The organism is Helicobacter canis (assembly GCF_900451095.1).
Taxonomy (GTDB): domain Bacteria; phylum Campylobacterota; class Campylobacteria; order Campylobacterales; family Helicobacteraceae; genus Helicobacter_B; species Helicobacter_B zhangjianzhongii.
Genome location: NZ_UGHV01000001.1, coordinates 699,243 through 713,584, shown reverse-complemented (window position 1 = coordinate 713,584; position 14,342 = coordinate 699,243). Strand labels below are relative to the sequence as shown.

General features: G+C 45.3%; 18 protein-coding genes. 14 read left to right on the top strand and 4 right to left on the bottom strand.

Features of this window, described 5'->3' with window-relative positions; translation table 11 throughout:
- Positions 1 to 19: 19 nt before the first annotated feature.
- From htpX to DX060_RS03305, 9 genes are all read left to right on the top strand, one after another.
- Positions 20 to 961 carry a zinc metalloprotease HtpX gene (gene htpX, locus DX060_RS03345; protein WP_258552309.1) on the top strand — a complete coding sequence of 314 codons (942 nt, stop codon included), beginning with the start codon at positions 20 to 22 and terminating at the stop codon, positions 959 to 961.
- Complete coding sequence (gene folE, locus DX060_RS03340) at positions 961 to 1,515, top strand: GTP cyclohydrolase I FolE (protein WP_115011150.1); 555 nt, start codon at positions 961 to 963, stop codon at positions 1,513 to 1,515. Before htpX ends, folE begins: the two co-directional genes overlap by 1 nt.
- Before the next feature lie 8 nt (positions 1,516 to 1,523).
- Entirely contained in the window at positions 1,524 to 2,231 is a 708-nt protein-coding gene (locus DX060_RS03335; RefSeq protein WP_115011149.1) for a hypothetical protein, read from the top strand.
- The gene (locus DX060_RS03330) at positions 2,222 to 3,202 is read left to right on the top strand and encodes an A/G-specific adenine glycosylase (protein ID WP_115011148.1); all 981 of its coding nucleotides are present in this window, start codon (positions 2,222 to 2,224) and stop codon (positions 3,200 to 3,202) included. The genes DX060_RS03335 and DX060_RS03330 overlap by 10 nt, the downstream gene beginning before the upstream one ends.
- A 63-nt stretch (positions 3,203 to 3,265) precedes the next feature.
- Complete coding sequence (locus DX060_RS03325) at positions 3,266 to 3,790, top strand: PAS domain-containing protein (RefSeq protein WP_115011147.1); 525 nt, start codon at positions 3,266 to 3,268, stop codon at positions 3,788 to 3,790.
- Entirely contained in the window at positions 3,790 to 4,758 is a 969-nt protein-coding gene (locus DX060_RS03320) for a Gfo/Idh/MocA family oxidoreductase (protein WP_115011146.1), read from the top strand. The genes DX060_RS03325 and DX060_RS03320 overlap by 1 nt, the downstream gene beginning before the upstream one ends.
- A gap of 48 nt (positions 4,759 to 4,806) precedes the next feature.
- Positions 4,807 to 5,124 (top strand): DUF4492 domain-containing protein, encoded by a 318-nt coding sequence (locus tag DX060_RS03315; RefSeq protein ID WP_408938833.1) that lies wholly within the window; start codon positions 4,807 to 4,809, stop codon positions 5,122 to 5,124.
- A gap of 15 nt (positions 5,125 to 5,139) precedes the next feature.
- The gene (locus DX060_RS03310; RefSeq protein WP_115011144.1) at positions 5,140 to 6,675 is read left to right on the top strand and encodes a cytochrome ubiquinol oxidase subunit I; all 1,536 of its coding nucleotides are present in this window, start codon (positions 5,140 to 5,142) and stop codon (positions 6,673 to 6,675) included.
- 3 nt (positions 6,676 to 6,678) lie between these two features.
- Complete coding sequence (locus DX060_RS03305; RefSeq protein ID WP_115011143.1) at positions 6,679 to 7,794, top strand: cytochrome d ubiquinol oxidase subunit II; 1,116 nt, start codon at positions 6,679 to 6,681, stop codon at positions 7,792 to 7,794.
- 168 nt (positions 7,795 to 7,962) lie between these two features.
- Here DX060_RS03305 and DX060_RS03300 read toward each other — a convergent pair whose 3' ends face one another.
- Positions 7,963 to 8,388 (bottom strand): helix-turn-helix domain-containing protein, encoded by a 426-nt coding sequence (locus DX060_RS03300; RefSeq protein WP_258552178.1) that lies wholly within the window; start codon positions 8,386 to 8,388, stop codon positions 7,963 to 7,965.
- 128 nt (positions 8,389 to 8,516) lie between these two features.
- Between DX060_RS03300 and DX060_RS03295 the strand changes: the two genes are divergently transcribed.
- The 5 genes from DX060_RS03295 to DX060_RS10820 all read left to right on the top strand — a co-directional run bounded on the left by DX060_RS03295 (position 8,517) and on the right by DX060_RS10820 (position 11,305).
- On the top strand, positions 8,517 to 8,813 hold the full coding sequence (locus tag DX060_RS03295) for a hypothetical protein (RefSeq protein ID WP_115011141.1): 297 nt from the start codon (positions 8,517 to 8,519) through the stop codon (positions 8,811 to 8,813).
- Positions 8,814 to 8,825: 12 nt separating this feature from the next.
- Positions 8,826 to 9,530 carry an ion transporter gene (locus tag DX060_RS03290; RefSeq protein WP_115011140.1) on the top strand — a complete coding sequence of 235 codons (705 nt, stop codon included), beginning with the start codon at positions 8,826 to 8,828 and terminating at the stop codon, positions 9,528 to 9,530.
- On the top strand, positions 9,523 to 10,347 hold the full coding sequence (locus DX060_RS03285) for a hypothetical protein (protein WP_115011139.1): 825 nt from the start codon (positions 9,523 to 9,525) through the stop codon (positions 10,345 to 10,347). Before DX060_RS03290 ends, DX060_RS03285 begins: the two co-directional genes overlap by 8 nt.
- 84 nt (positions 10,348 to 10,431) lie before the next feature.
- A complete protein-coding gene (efp, locus tag DX060_RS03280) occupies positions 10,432 to 10,995 on the top strand; it encodes an elongation factor P (protein ID WP_115011138.1) in 564 nt (187 codons plus the stop codon).
- Between the two features lie 127 nt (positions 10,996 to 11,122).
- Positions 11,123 to 11,305 carry a hypothetical protein gene (locus tag DX060_RS10820; RefSeq protein ID WP_147278757.1) on the top strand — a complete coding sequence of 61 codons (183 nt, stop codon included), beginning with the start codon at positions 11,123 to 11,125 and terminating at the stop codon, positions 11,303 to 11,305.
- A 118-nt stretch (positions 11,306 to 11,423) separates the two neighbouring features.
- Here the strand turns inward: DX060_RS10820 and DX060_RS03275 are convergent, their stop codons facing one another.
- The 3 genes from DX060_RS03275 to DX060_RS03265 are packed head-to-tail and all read right to left on the bottom strand — an operon-like array spanning position 11,424 to position 14,339.
- Entirely contained in the window at positions 11,424 to 11,993 is a 570-nt protein-coding gene (locus tag DX060_RS03275) for an anthranilate synthase component II (protein ID WP_115011137.1), read from the bottom strand.
- Positions 11,990 to 13,849 (bottom strand): chorismate-binding protein, encoded by a 1,860-nt coding sequence (locus tag DX060_RS03270; protein WP_258552177.1) that lies wholly within the window; start codon positions 13,847 to 13,849, stop codon positions 11,990 to 11,992. The genes DX060_RS03275 and DX060_RS03270 overlap by 4 nt, the downstream gene beginning before the upstream one ends.
- Entirely contained in the window at positions 13,797 to 14,339 is a 543-nt protein-coding gene (locus DX060_RS03265; protein ID WP_115011135.1) for a DUF2393 family protein, read from the bottom strand. The genes DX060_RS03270 and DX060_RS03265 overlap by 53 nt, the downstream gene beginning before the upstream one ends.
- Between the last annotated feature and the right edge of the window lie 3 nt (positions 14,340 to 14,342).

Here is a 14,342-nt window from a genome sequence, read left to right as displayed (position 1 = left end):
CACGCTACAATACGCAAAAATCAAGGAGAAAGCGATGGATTTTCAAGCAATCTTGCAAAAAAACGCGCTAAAGACCTATGCCGTGCTAGCGATCTATGTGCTTATCTTTTTGCTTATAGGGCTTTTGGTCGATATTGTGCGTATCAACGCCCCAAGCCTTGAGTATGGATTCTACTTGCTCCTAAGTCTAAGAGAATTCCCCCTTATCACCGCTCTTACAAGCCTTGTGGCAGTATGTATCATTTGGTATAGTATCTCGCACTTTGATGCCATTATGCTCTCTGGTGATGAGTATGAAGAGCTGCCCCAAGGTGTGCGGCTAGAGCCACTCCAAGCACGCGTGCGCAACGCGCTTGATGATGTGCTGCGCCGCTCTTCTAGCGCGACTTCCCCTAGACTTTACCTTATCCAAGCACCTTATATGAATGCCTTTGCAAGTGGCTGGAGCGGGTCAAACTCTCTTATAGCCATTACCAAAGCCCTAGCCCTTAGCCTAGATGACCAAGAGCTAAAGGCTGTGCTAGCCCACGAGCTAAGCCACATACGGCACGGCGATGTGCGGCTGACAATGTGCGTGGGGATTTTGAGCAATATTTTGCTGCTGCTGTGCAATAGCGCGGTGTATCTTTTCCTAGGGGGCAATCGCAGTGATGGTGCGAATAAAGCTCGCACCATCTTGCTTGTGCTGCAATTTATCCTGCCAATCCTAACCCTTTGGCTGCAGATGTTTCTAAGCCGCAGTAGAGAGTATATGGCAGATGCAGGCAGTGCCTATCTTATGCATAATCCCACCCCTCTCATAAGCGCATTGCAAAAGATAGAAGCAAGCTATAAGCGCAACGACTTCTCCCAGCTTGACACAAATCCAACGCGCCAAGCCGCCTATATCTTTAGCATTAGCGAAGCCTTTAGCACCCACCCAAGCATAGAAAACCGCATACAATCTTTGCAAGGACGATAATGAGCGATACAACACAAGTAGAGCAGGCATTCCGCGCATTTTGTGCGCGTATAGGCGAGGACCCCAATCGCGCAGGCTTATCCAACACCCCCAAACGCCTCCAAGAGCTAGAATCCACTTTATACAGAGGCTATACCACAAGCCCCAAAGACGCTTTAGGAGCACTTTTTAGCAATGATAGTATGGATCAAATGGTGCTAGTCAAAGATATAGAATTTTACTCAATGTGTGAGCATCATCTCTTGCCATTTTTTGGGGCTATCCATATCGGCTATGTGCCTAGAGATACACTCGCTGGATTTAGCGGGATCGTGCGCTTAGTAGAAGCCTTTGCCAAGCGACTACAAATCCAAGAGAATCTCACCAATCAAATCGCTGATGAGCTCTCCCGCCTCCTTAAGCCAAAGGGTGTTATGGTCGTATGTGAGGCACGACATTTGTGTATGAGTATGCGCGCTAGCAACCAGAATCCACTTATCAAAACAAGTGCCTTGCGCGGATTATTTAGAAGCGATCCCAAAACACGCGCGGAATTTTTAGAGCTTTTATCCTAAGGACTACTATGAAGCTAGAATCCACTTTTGAAAATGCAAGGATTTTGATGCGCTGGGGCGTGCTGGGTATGCCTATTTGCGCACTGCTTGCTTTCATCGCTGTATCCGATCTTGATATGCTCCTATTTGTCTCACTTGGTGGCTATGTGTGTGCGCTGCTTTGCTATATGAGCGGGGCATATCTGTTTGCCAAAGCTACACGCTCATCGCTTTTTATGCTTAATTGTGCGCGGTTTTTTGCCTTGCTTGTGTTTATCATCTTGCTTAGTGTGCTTACAGAAATCTTTAATGATGATATGTTTGGCTTGATTATTATCTGTCTTAGTTGCGCGATTTTTAGCGTGGTGTTTTTGCTCCTAGAGCGCAAGATCGCCCTAGAGCTATATGCTAGGACGGAGGTAAGGTATTTTGTGCTAGGCTTTAGAGTGCGCTTGGTATTTGTCGCGCTTTTTGTGGGTATTTGCTTGATCATAGCTTTTAGCATAGGGACTGGGCTTGAGCTGCAATCATCAATAGCAGCCCTAAACAACGCCGATAATCTTAAGCACTTTTGGCAGCAAAATCCACTTATGCTAGCCTATTGCGCCATAGCTCTTATTATGCTTGTTTCTTTATTTGTCTCATCGCTGCTTTACATTATGGCATATTGGAAGATCTGCCATTATAGCAGTGAGCCGCGACCTAGCGAGTGCAAGGGACTTTGTGGGTGCAAATAGCCAAAATCCTAGAGCTAGATTCTCTGCATAGTGCATTATTATCGTGGTATCACGCCTATGGGCGAGCTAATCTTCCTTGGCGCAATTTACCGCGCGATGGCAGCTATGCATATCACATCTACATTAGCGAGATAATGCTCCAGCAAACGCAAGTTTCTCGCGTGCTAGAATCCTACTTTTTCCCCTTTCTTGCTCGCTTCCCCACTCTATCCGCGCTAGCAGATTCTAGCCAGCAAGAAGTGCTGCATTTGTGGCAGGGGCTTGGCTACTACTCACGCGCTAGGCATCTCCACGCCTGTGCCAAGCTTTGTGTAAAGCAGCATAACTCTACGCTACCTGATAGCCTGCGTGCTTTGCAGGCGTTGCCCGGGATTGGGGCTTATACAGCTGGGGCGATTTTGTGCTTTGGCTTTGGGCAAAAGGCGTCCTTTGCTGATAGTAATATCGCGCGTGTTTTGCAAAGACTTGTAGGCAAGCCCTTGACACAAAGCCAGCTACTAGCCCTAGCAGAGTCTTTGCTCCCGCAAGCGGACAAAGTTTTTGACTACCATCAAGCCTTAATCGATCTAGGCGCGCTTATTTGCACCAAATCCCCCAAATGCGCGAGCTGCCCCATAGCAAGCCACTGCGCTAGTGCCTTTAAGCCCATAGCCCTTAAGCCAAAAGCCCCTAGAGTCCCCCTAACCCTCCACCTAGCCCTAAGCCAAAAGCGAGATTCTATCGCTTTGTGCAAATCACAAGATAAGCTCTACAAAGACCTCTACAATCTCCCCCTACTCGCCAAGCAAGCAAGCCACCAAAGCCCCCTACCTACGCACCATCTACTAGGCTCTTTCACCCACGCCTATACCAAATACACCATCACCGCCTATGTCTATCAAGCCCCCAAGCTAGCAAATGCCACCTACTACCCCCTAAACGCCCTCCCCCCTATCGCCAATCTCACCAAAAAGGCATTACGCTATCTTTAATCAACCCTTTATGCAAAACTTGGGTAAAATGATTAGAATTTTCATTTGTAAGGGGTGCTACTTATGTCTAGACAACATAATGTCAAAAGAGATGAACACTTCGGGCTACTAGTAGAGCCAGATACGCTAATCACTTCCAAAACAGACCTAAAAGGCATCATCACCTACTGCAATCACGACTTTTTGACTTATAGCGGATATGCTGAAAATGAGCTTATCGGTAAGCCGCATAACATTATCCGCCATCAAGATATGCCTGCTTGTGTTTTCAAGCTACTATGGGACTATATACAAGATGGGCGCGAGATTTTTGCGTTTGTGAAAAATCTCACTAAATACAAAGAGCATTATTGGGTTTTTACCAACATCACGCCATCATTTGATGATAATGGCAAGATCATAGGCTACTACTCTGTGCGGCGTGCGCCAAATCTCGCCGTGATCCCAACGATAGAAGCCCTCTATAAAGACCTGCGATCCCTAGAATCTAACGGCTATGACCAAAGCCTAAAAGCCCTGCAAGAGTTTGTAAAATCCCAAAACAAATCCTACAATCACATCATCTGCGAGCTTCAAGAATCCAAATAATGACAGAGATAAGCAAGCGTTTTGGCATTATCGGTGTGGGCGGCTATGTCGCCCCTAGACATTTACGCGCGATTTATGACAATGGTGGCGAGCTTGTGTGCGCATTTGATTTGCACGACTGCGTAGGCGTGCTAGATCGCTACTTCCCTAATGCAGAGTTTTTCACCAAGCAAGCAGATTTTATCCGCTATGCACAAGCAAATCGCTTAGATTTTCTTAGCATTTGCACGCCTAATTTCTTGCATTTCTCCCATATTGCCCTAGCCTTAGAGCTTGGGGCAAGTGCGATATGTGAGAAGCCTCTAGTCTTGCACACAAGCGAGCTAGCCACATTGCAAAGCCTAGAATCCACTTTAAGCACACAGGCTCATTTCGCGCGTGTTTATGGGATCTTGCAGCTACGATTGCACCCACAAATCCTAGCCCTAAAGCAGCAAATCCACGATGAGCTAGCCCTAAATCCTGCGCACTGCTATGCTCTATCTTTGCGCTATATTAGTGCTAGGGGGAAGTGGTATCACACATCGTGGAAGGGCGATATGCAAAAAAGCGGCGGGATTGTGTGCAATATCGGCGTGCATTTGTTTGATATGCTGGCGTTTGTGTTTGGGGATTTTATGGGCAATACTCTTACTTACTATGATGATAAACGCGCAAGTGGTGTGGCAAGCTTTGCCCACGCGCAAGTGAAATGGCTGCTCTCTATCGACAGAGATGATATGGATTCTATTGAGCTAGGGACAAAGACAAGCCGCGCTCTGCGGATTTTAGAGGAGACAAGCCATCCTCCGTGCGATCGCGCTGCTTTGAGCGTGGATTTTTCTAGCGGCTTTGAGGATCTCCACACCGCAAGCTATAAGGAAATTTTGCAAGGCAGGGGCTTTGATCTAGCCCAGCAGCAGCAAGCCATCACAATCATAGAGTCCATAACCAAACAAGCCCTTGCCACAAACACTGCAAGGTTATAAGATATTTTACTTTTTTTAGTGATTTTATGTAGATTCTAGGCTTTAGGCGTGTTTTCAACTTTGCATAAGCTGCATTCTCTTACAATCCACACTTCCACGCCTAGAATCCACTTGCCACTAAGGACATCAATGCTGAAAAACATTATGCGTTTTTATGCACAAGGCTTTGCAAATATGACGCTTGGCAGGACATTGTGGAAAATCATCATCATAAAGCTTCTTGTGATTTTTATCGTGCTGAAGTTTTTCATCTATGGCGATTCTATCCGCGATCTAGGGGTAGATGAGAGGAGAGATTTTGTCCTAGATAATCTTGCCCCCCTAGAATCCACTTTTACCCACAAAGATACTTCAACCCCACTTTAGAGCAAAGGAGTAGTAATGGATCATATTGATTGGAGCAGAGCGCAGTTTGGGCTAACGGCGATTTATCACTTTTTGTTTGTGCCTTTGACCTTGGGGCTATCATTTATCGTAGCGATTATGGAGAGTATCTATCTAAAGACCAAAGATGAGCGGTGGAAAGCTATCACGAAGTTTTGGCTCACTCTTTTTGCGATAAATTTTGCTATCGGCGTGGCGACAGGCATTATTATGGAGTTTGAGTTTGGGACAAATTGGGCGAATTATAGCTGGTTTGTAGGCGATATTTTTGGCGCACCGCTAGCGGTTGAAGGTATTGTGGCGTTTTTCTTAGAGGCGACATTTTTTGCGGTGATGTTCTTTGGCTGGGATAGAGTCTCACCGCGCTTCCACCTGCTCTCTACTTGGCTTGTGGCAATTGGCAGCAATCTTTCAGCCTTTTGGATTCTCGTAGCAAATGGCTGGATGCAGTATCCCATAGGCACGATATTTAATCCCGCTACGGCTAGAAATGAAATGACAAGCTTCCTAGAAGTCGCGCTCTCCCCTGTGGCAGTCTCAAAGTTTCTCCACACAATCGCTTCTGGCTATGTGATTTCTGCTCTTTTTGTGATGGGGATTAGCGCGTGGTATTTGCTACAAGGTAGGCATATCCTTTTAGCAAGGCGTAGTCTAGTTGTGGGGGCTAGCTTTGGACTGCTTACTTCTGTATTTTTGTTTTTCAGCGGTGATGAGAGTGCGTATCAAGTTACGCAAAAGCAGCCGATGAAGCTAGCGGCAATGGAGGGAATCTATGATGGCGAGCATAGGGCTGGGCTTGTGGCATTTGGGATTTTAAACCCTGCTAAAAAGCCCGGCGATAGCGAGCCGACATTTTTGTTTGACTTTACAATCCCCTACGCGCTCTCAATCCTAGGGCAAAGAGACACGCAAGGCTTTATCCCCGGGATCAATGACCTGCTCTTTGGCAATGAGGAAAAGGGCATTGCAAGTATGGATTCTAGGATAGAGAGCGGGAAAAAGGCAGTGCAAGCTCTAAGTGATTTTACCGCGGCTAAAAAGCGTGGCGATAGCGCGGCAATGGAAAGATCCCAGCAGATCTTACAGGCAAATATGTCAAATTTTGGCTATGGCTATTTGGAGTCTAGAGAGCAAGCTGTGCCGCCCATTGCTATGACCTTTTATAGCTTTCATCTTATGGTGGCTCTTGGGAGCTTGTTTTTCTTGCTCTTTATCATCGTGCTATATCTCTGTATGGCAAACAACATCAACAAATTCCGCAAGATCCTATGGCTTTGTGTGATTGCTGTGCCATTTGGCTATATCGCCGCAGAAGCGGGCTGGATCGTGGCAGAGGTGGGGCGGCAGCCGTGGGCGATCCAAGATCTAATGCCTGTGCATATTGCTGCGACAAATCTCGCGCATACAAATGTGCAGATTTCATTTTTCATTTTCTTAGGACTCTTTACACTGCTTTTATGCGCGGAGCTTGGGATTATGGCAAAGCAGATTAAAAAGGGCTTTGCCACACACGCAAGAAGCGAGAAGGAGTAGGCGATGTTTTTTGGACTTGATTTAGCGCAGTTGCAGGTATATTGGTGGGTGATTGTAAGTCTGCTTGGTGGGCTTTTGGTGTTGATGTTTTTTGTGCAAGGGGGGCAGGGGCTTATGGATAGGCTAGCCAAAACAGAGGAAGAAAAATCCCTGCTTATCAATGTGCTTGGGCGCAAATGGGAGCTTGGATTTACGACTTTGGTGCTATTTGGCGGGGCGTGCTTCGCGGCGTTTCCGCTCTTTTATAGCACGAGCTTTGGCGGGGCGTATTGGGTGTGGCTAGCGATTTTGCTTTGCTTTATTATCCAAGCTGTAAGCTATGAATACCGCAAAAAGCAGGGCAATCTCCTAGGCGCAAAAACCTATGAGACATTTTTGAAGATCAATGGGCTTTTGGGGGTATTTCTCATCGGTGTGGCAGTTAGCACATTTTTTGCCGGGAGTGCCTTTGTGCTTGATGATATGCGCTTTGTGCGCTGGGAGCATAGCCTAAGAGGATTAGAGCAGCTGGGAAATCCGCTTAATTATCTCCTAGGTTTTGCGCTGGTGTTTCTAAGCAGAATGCTAGCAGATAGCTACTTTATCAATGCGCTGGATTCTAGTGCCATTGTCCAAAGAGCGAAAAAGGATCTCCTGCTAAATACTGCGCTATTTTTGCCATTTTTCTTGGGCTTTTTGGTGTGGATTTGTCTAAAAGATGGATTCTATGTCGATGAGAGTGGCGCGGTGAGTATGCAGGCATATTTGTATGGCTTGACATTTTTGCATAAGCCTTATGTGCTTGTTTTGCTGCTTGTGGGGGTCGTGCTTGTGCTAGCTGGAATCTACCTTAGCCTTGTGGATAAAAAGGGCATATTTGCGCTTGGGGCTGGGGCGGTGTGTGCCGTTATGGCGGTGCTGCTCAATGTCGGGCTTGGGGAGAGTGCATTCTACCCATCAAGCACAGATTTGCAAAGCTCACTTACCATAGCTAATGCAAGCTCTAGCTACTATACACTCTCTGTTATGGGCTATGTGAGCTTGCTTGTGCCTTTTGTGCTAGGCTATATCGCGTATGTATGGCGGCGTATGGATAGCAGGAAGTTTAGCCCAAGCGATTTAGATGAGCATTCTTACTAAGGAGTTGTTATGCTATATACACTATTTTTGATACTGCTGTGGCCCCTAGTGATCTTTCTGTGCTACAAATTTATCTGCTTAAATATCACAGAGCTAAACAACAGAGAAAAACACCTAGATCCCTAGATCTAGGCTTATTTGAAGCTACTACCACATATAAGACATACGCTATAGATTTTGAAGAATTTTATTAAGCTCTATGGTCTTTTCTTTTTGACTAAGCAATGTCTTTTCAAGCGTTTCTAGAGACTTTGGGCTTATGTATTCTAGGAGTTCTACAATATGGCTATATTTAGCAAGATTTGGGTCTTGTAAGCAGAATCGTTGAAGCATTTTGTGCGGTGAGCTTTGGGAGAAAAGCTCCTGCTCATACACGCCCAAAGCATCAGCAATAAATGGAATCATATCCGCTTTTAGCTCAATATTCCCATTAAGATAAGCATAAATGCTAGAGATTGTGGGCGTCTCGCCCGTTTTGTGCGCACGCAAGCCTAAGTCTATAAGCCTACTTGCTAGCTCTTTTTTGCTTAGGTTTTTTGCTTTTAGAATCTCGTTTATGCGATCAACGACTTTCATCGACTTCAACCTCATCATCTACTTACTTATTGATTATGGATATTTGGTATTGATTTTAATGAGTAAATTATTTAAAAAGAGTAATTTAAGTATTGTTTAACGATAATTATCTATAATCATCACTCAATCAAAAAAAGGAGTTCAAAATGGCTTATATCGTTAAGGTAGAAAGTAATAAGGCAAAATTGTATGAAAATGGCTCTTTCAGGCGCAGTGTAGGAAGTAATGTTTCTAGTGCGAGCTGCGATGATGAATGGACAATTTGTATAGAAAATGGGAAAGCGAAACAATATAACACAAAGACAGGAAGCTTCAAACGCTCAATAGGAGACTCAAACGCGGTATCAGCGCAGATCAATGGAGATTCTATAGTTATTTCCTATGCTAATGGCAGAGCTAAAGAGTATAAAGCTTCTAGTGGTAGTTTTGTTAGGAGTTGTTAGGAGTTTTGTGTAATGAATCTTAAAGGCAGTATAAAATCCCCAGCATTTCAAAACCTGATTATAGGCATTATCATTTTAGATTCTATAATCTTGGGAGCATTGACATTTTCATTTTTGAAAAACAATTCTATCCTTATCGCTATTGATAGAATGTGTTTGTTGTTTTTTTGCATTGAAATGTGCGTGAAAATCCTTGTGCTACGCAAAGAGTTTTTTCTCTCAAAGTGGAATCTCTTTGATTTGTTTGTAGTGGTTTTATCTGTCTTACCGACGACAATCATAGGCAATATTGCTATCCTACGATTGTTTAGGGTGCTTAGAGCCGCGCGACTCTCTTCATCTGTGCCACAGCTTCGGTTTGTCATCGCAGTTATCACAAGGAGTATCCCTAGTGTTGTATCCATAGGTGTTTTGCTCTTGCTTGTGTATTATATCTATGCGGTGCTTGGCACACAGCTTTTTGCCACAGCTGCGCCAGAGTATTTTGGCGATTTGGGCAAGAGCTTTTTCACACTTTTTCAAGTGATGACAGGGGAGAGCTGGAGCGGAGCGATAGCACGACCTATTATGCAAATATATCCTTATGCGTGGATATATTTTATAAGCTATATGATCATTGTAAGCTTTATCGTGCTAAATATGGTCATAGGCGTGATTGTGGATAGCATTAGTGAGATAAAAGCCCAAAAACTAGAAAAGGAGCATAACAATGTATGACTACGATATACAAAAACGATTTAGCGAGAAAAATGCGAAATGGTATGAATGCTACCTAGAAGACTCTTTATACAAAAGCGATAGCGTAGGTGCTGGGGCAAATACAGGAAGTGGGGCGAAAGGTGGCAGGAAGCTAAAGGGCTTTTATGATGAGCTTTGTCGGCATATTTTTGATATCAACCTTAACCTACTTGAGCAAATCGGCGACTTTCCTATCACATACAATGAGCGAAGCAACTCTGCCACTATCGCTATGGCTCTCTCCTGCCTTACGCCGTATGTGATGAGTGAATATGGTGTGGATTGCAGGGGTGTAGATTTGCGAGAGGATAAAAGCCAAAATCAAAAGCAAAGACGCACGATTGACTTTTGGTGTGCGACACAGGGGGCTAATGGGCTTGATATATGGATAGAATCTAAGCATTTATGGCTTAATGTCGGCAAAAGGGCTAGGTGGGAGTTTAATAGCAGCTGTATAGAGCGCATTAAAGAAGCCATTACGCAAGTGCGTGATATAGGGCAGTTGCAGCAAGCAGGAAAACTCGCGGATTACGATAGCTTTAAACTCGCGCTTTTTTCTATCAATGTCTATTGTGCTAAAGAGCAAGCTCCGGATATGAATGAGCTAGATTCTATTCCTTATGAGGTGGCAGAGATGATACAAAATGTCGCAAAGCAAATGGGTGTGCGCCCACAAGGTGTGCTATGCTCTGCCCTTGATTTGCGCCCTAGCATTGATACACCTAAAGAAACTATCTATCATCTCTATGAGAAAGAATACCTACCCTTTGTGCTTTTATGCGGTGTGGTGATATAGCTAGATTCTAGCTAAGATCTAAGGGCTAGAGCCAAAATCTGCTATAATGCGCGCTCACTAGATTTTATACGCAAAGGATACACAATGGCAATCGGTATGAGCGAACTCAAAAAAGGCTTAAAAATCGAGATTGAAGGGATTCCATATAGGATCGTAGAATATCAACATGTCAAGCCCGGTAAAGGCGCGGCATTTGTGCGTGCGAAAATCAAGTCATTTCTCGATGGCAAAGTGATTGAAAAGACCTTCCACGCAGGCGATAAATGCGAGGAGCCAAATATCGTAGAAAAGCCTATGCAATACCTCTACCACGATGGCGAATACTATCAATTTATGGATACAGAATCGTATGAGCAAGTCGCGCTTAGCGAGGATCAAGTAGGCGATGCCAAAAAGTGGCTGCTTGATGGCTCTAGCGTGCAGGTGCTGCTGCATAATGACAAGGCGATTTCTGTGAGTGTGGCGCAAATTGTCGAGCTAAAGATCATAGAAACCCCTCCAAACTTCAAGGGCGATACTTCCTCTGCTGGCAAAAAGCCTGCCACACTAGAGACAGGCGCAGTGGTGCAAATCCCTTTCCATATCCTAGAGGGTGAATGCATACGCGTAAATACCGAGACCGGCGAATATGTCGAAAAGGTCAAATAGCCTTTATCCCCCTAGAATCCACTTTTCACTAGCGGTTATTGTGCTCTCTTGCAAGCACCGCTTGCACCGCGCGGCAATTCATAAGCAATAAACACAACAATCACAAAGCGAAGCTTCTTTAGAAAAAGTGGATTCTAGGCTTAATGCCGCTTTTCTCTCACTCGCGAGACTTCCGCAAGGAAGTCGTGGCGATCCACAATCCTTGCAAGTGGATTCTAGTAATGATTATTCTGCTAGCGCAGAATTTATAGATTGCCACACCACTGCTGGCGCAGTGTCTCGCAATGACAGAAAAAAGCGTTGCTACTAGAATCCACTTTTGAAATTTAGATCGCCACACCACTAAAGCGACTCGCAAGGCTAGAAAAACAATGGATTACTTCCCTCGCATTGCTCGCCCAAGACTAAATAGCTTAAACGCAAGACCATCACGCTAGGCGCATAAAATTTTGCAATATCTGCTTCCCACATTGACTTAGCACAGCCTCTGGGTGAAATTGTATCCCATAAATAGACAGCCTTTTATGCGCGATAGCCATAATCACGCCCCTATTGTCATAGGCTATGACCTTGCAGGATTTGGGGCATTGCGAGACAAAAAGTGAGTGATAGAGGCAGATTCTAGGCTGCTTTTTGAGCTTTCTAAAAATAGGCGATTTTGTGTAGTGTAGCGTGTGGAGCTTGGCGTGGGTGGGGGACTCTAGCCTAGAAATCTCTCCGCCAAAGGCATAAGCGATACACTGATGTCCTAGGCAGATCCCTAGAATGGGCGTGCGTTTTTTATAATACTGTATCGCCTGGACACTAAAGCTAGCTTCCTTGGGGGAGTTTGGACCCGGTGAAATCACTAGATGAGAAAAGCGCAGGCAGCGCAAATCACTAGGGTGTGCCACGCTGGCACTTTGGATCACTTCGCACGCATAGCCAAGCTCCCTAAAATACAGCGCGATTGTATAAGTGAAAGAATCATAATTATCAATAATTAGCACGCGCTTCATAGTCGCACTCGCCTAGCCCCGCGCACAGAGTTGATACAATAAATCGCGCTCGCACTCTCCAAATCTCTGGCATACAGCACGCGCTCTTCTATCGCACCCTTTTGGAGCAAAAATTGCCGATACACGCCACCAAGCAGTCCGCTACTCAGGGGCGGCGTGTAGAATCGCCCTCCTTGTTGCAGCACGATATTGCTCCTACTTCCCTCGCATAGCTCGCCCCTTTCATTGCAAAACGCCACATCATAGCAGCGATTTTTCCGCCATAAATGGCTGTGTGAGTCATACACTTCGCGCAAAGAGCTTTTATGATAGAGATGATCGCTGGCACTTTGGAGCGTGATAGGACTAAGCAGCAGCACATCGCTTGTGGCGGGGCGTAAGGGGGCAAAAGTGGATTCTAGGCTGCCATCTCTATGTAGCACAAGTCGCAAGATGATAGGATCGCTTTTGGCTTGGGGGCTAGAATCCACTTTTTGACTAGCAAGGCTTTTTTCTGTCATTGGCAGCACCGCTTGCAGTGTGTGGCAATCCATTGGCATTTGACTAGAATCCACTTTGTGAAACAGCTCTCTATCAATGCCCAAAAACTCGCTGCTCAAAGTGGATTCTAGGGCGTTAAACCCTCGCATAAATTCATCAATGCCCCCTGTATCAAAGCCTAGCTTCCTAGCAGAATCTAGCAATCTTTGCTTATGGGCTTGTAGTAGCACTATGTGATCATTTTGTAGCAGCATAGTCTCAAACAAATGGCACTCTTTGGCTCGCAAAATCTCTGCCTTTAGCCCAAGCTCCTCCCACTCATCTTGCGCACGAGACTCCCAAGTGATACCACCCCCCACACCATAGCAAAACCGCTCGCCCCTGTGCCGCAAGGTGCGTATCGCCACACTAAAGCTCGCGCGCTTCTTATGCACCACGCCTATACTCCCGCAGTAAATCCCCCTCTCACGCCGCTCTAGGCTCTCTATAAGCGTGATTGTCTCGTGCTTTGGCGCACCTGTGATCGAGCCGCAAGGAAAGAGTGCTTCAAAAATCTCATACAAGCCCACGCGCCTTTTTAGCGTGGCTGTGATAGTAGAGGTCATTTGATAGAGCGTGGGGTAGGACTCTATGTCAAAAAGCCTTGTGTGCAGGCTATGTAGCTTGCTGATTTTAGACAAATCATTTCGCAGCAAATCCACGATCATTAGATTTTCACTTTTGTTTTTCCAATCTTTAGCGAGCTTGCGCTTGTTGCCCTTGCCTTTTGGCATTGTGCCTTTCATCGGCTTTGCGGTGATCTCTCTGCCCTTTAGGCTGAAAAATAGCTCTGGGGAAAGCGAGATGATCGCGCCATTTTCTTCTGGGATAAAGGCTTTATACAGCGTATCCTGCCTAGCACAAAGCAAGTCAAACAGCGCGCTAGAATCCAGCTTCGTGCTGCACTCTAGCTCTTGTGTGAGATTGACCTGATAGCTTCTGCCGCTAGCAATCGCCTCTTTAACCGCGGCAAAATCGCGCAAATAGCGGGCTTTATCAAGAGGGCGCAGCACACTTGGAGCAAAACGCTCTTGTGCTATGCCCTCTTTGATAAAGGCTCTTCTACTCCTAAAGCCATAAAACACGCAATAAGGCTTTGCGCTCTCATAGCTTTCATCACGCAAATAGCGATAAAACTCATACTCCACAAACCCTACAAAAAACAATGTGTGCTTATGGGACTCGATATAGGCAAAAAGCTCTTTGCTTTGCTTTTGATTGTGGGCTTTGAGAGACACGACACAATCATAGTAGCACCATTTGCCAAAGACACACGACTCCATACTAATGGCAATCAAGCACCGAGCTATATCGCTCCCCATAGCGATAATTATCAATTATCCCGCTCCAGCGCACACTTTGCTTAGGCTTGATAGGCTGGGCTAGCACTTGTGTGTAGGCATTTAGCGGTAGAAGCGTATCTTGCAGAGTGATAAGCAGGCTTTGCTTAGGATTCTCGCGCAAGGGCGTGATAGTAAGCATACATTCTTTCATTTCTAGCTTGCTAAGATTGCGGATAGTTAGATCAAAGCTAAAGCCACTTGTATAGACAAAGGGCGCGAAATGCGTGTAGCTGACCTTGATAGGATAGAGAAAATGCCGCATCACAAATGCCACGCCAAAAGGCGTGATAAACACAATACACAGCTCAAGCATAACACACAGCATAAACACCAAGCGATACCGCCAAAAAATCAATAAAAAGAAAAATACCAGCACAAATACTAAGAAAAATAGCCCAAACACTGCCATCTCTGGCGTTTTGATATGCATAGATGCGCTTGCTATGAGTGTCTTAAGCCCTAGAAAATTATGCGCTATATCCATACA

What these genes read in the sequence shown, in the direction of transcription:
- folE (WP_115011150.1), top strand. Translation starts at nt 961, where the DNA reads ATGAGCGATACAACACAAGTAGAGCAGGCATTCCGCGCATTTTGTGCG.
- DX060_RS03335 (WP_115011149.1), top strand. Translation starts at nt 1,524, where the DNA reads ATGAAGCTAGAATCCACTTTTGAAAATGCAAGGATTTTGATGCGCTGG.
- DX060_RS03325 (WP_115011147.1), top strand. Translation starts at nt 3,266, where the DNA reads ATGTCTAGACAACATAATGTCAAAAGAGATGAACACTTCGGGCTACTA.
- DX060_RS03320 (WP_115011146.1), top strand. Translation starts at nt 3,790, where the DNA reads ATGACAGAGATAAGCAAGCGTTTTGGCATTATCGGTGTGGGCGGCTAT.
- DX060_RS03310 (WP_115011144.1), top strand. Translation starts at nt 5,140, where the DNA reads ATGGATCATATTGATTGGAGCAGAGCGCAGTTTGGGCTAACGGCGATT.
- DX060_RS03305 (WP_115011143.1), top strand. Translation starts at nt 6,679, where the DNA reads ATGTTTTTTGGACTTGATTTAGCGCAGTTGCAGGTATATTGGTGGGTG.
- DX060_RS03300 (WP_258552178.1), bottom strand. Translation starts at nt 8,388, where the DNA reads ATGATGAGGTTGAAGTCGATGAAAGTCGTTGATCGCATAAACGAGATT.
- DX060_RS03295 (WP_115011141.1), top strand. Translation starts at nt 8,517, where the DNA reads ATGGCTTATATCGTTAAGGTAGAAAGTAATAAGGCAAAATTGTATGAA.
- DX060_RS03290 (WP_115011140.1), top strand. Translation starts at nt 8,826, where the DNA reads ATGAATCTTAAAGGCAGTATAAAATCCCCAGCATTTCAAAACCTGATT.
- DX060_RS03285 (WP_115011139.1), top strand. Translation starts at nt 9,523, where the DNA reads ATGTATGACTACGATATACAAAAACGATTTAGCGAGAAAAATGCGAAA.
- efp (WP_115011138.1), top strand. Translation starts at nt 10,432, where the DNA reads ATGGCAATCGGTATGAGCGAACTCAAAAAAGGCTTAAAAATCGAGATT.
- DX060_RS03275 (WP_115011137.1), bottom strand. Translation starts at nt 11,993, where the DNA reads ATGAAGCGCGTGCTAATTATTGATAATTATGATTCTTTCACTTATACA.
- DX060_RS03265 (WP_115011135.1), bottom strand. Translation starts at nt 14,339, where the DNA reads ATGGATATAGCGCATAATTTTCTAGGGCTTAAGACACTCATAGCAAGC.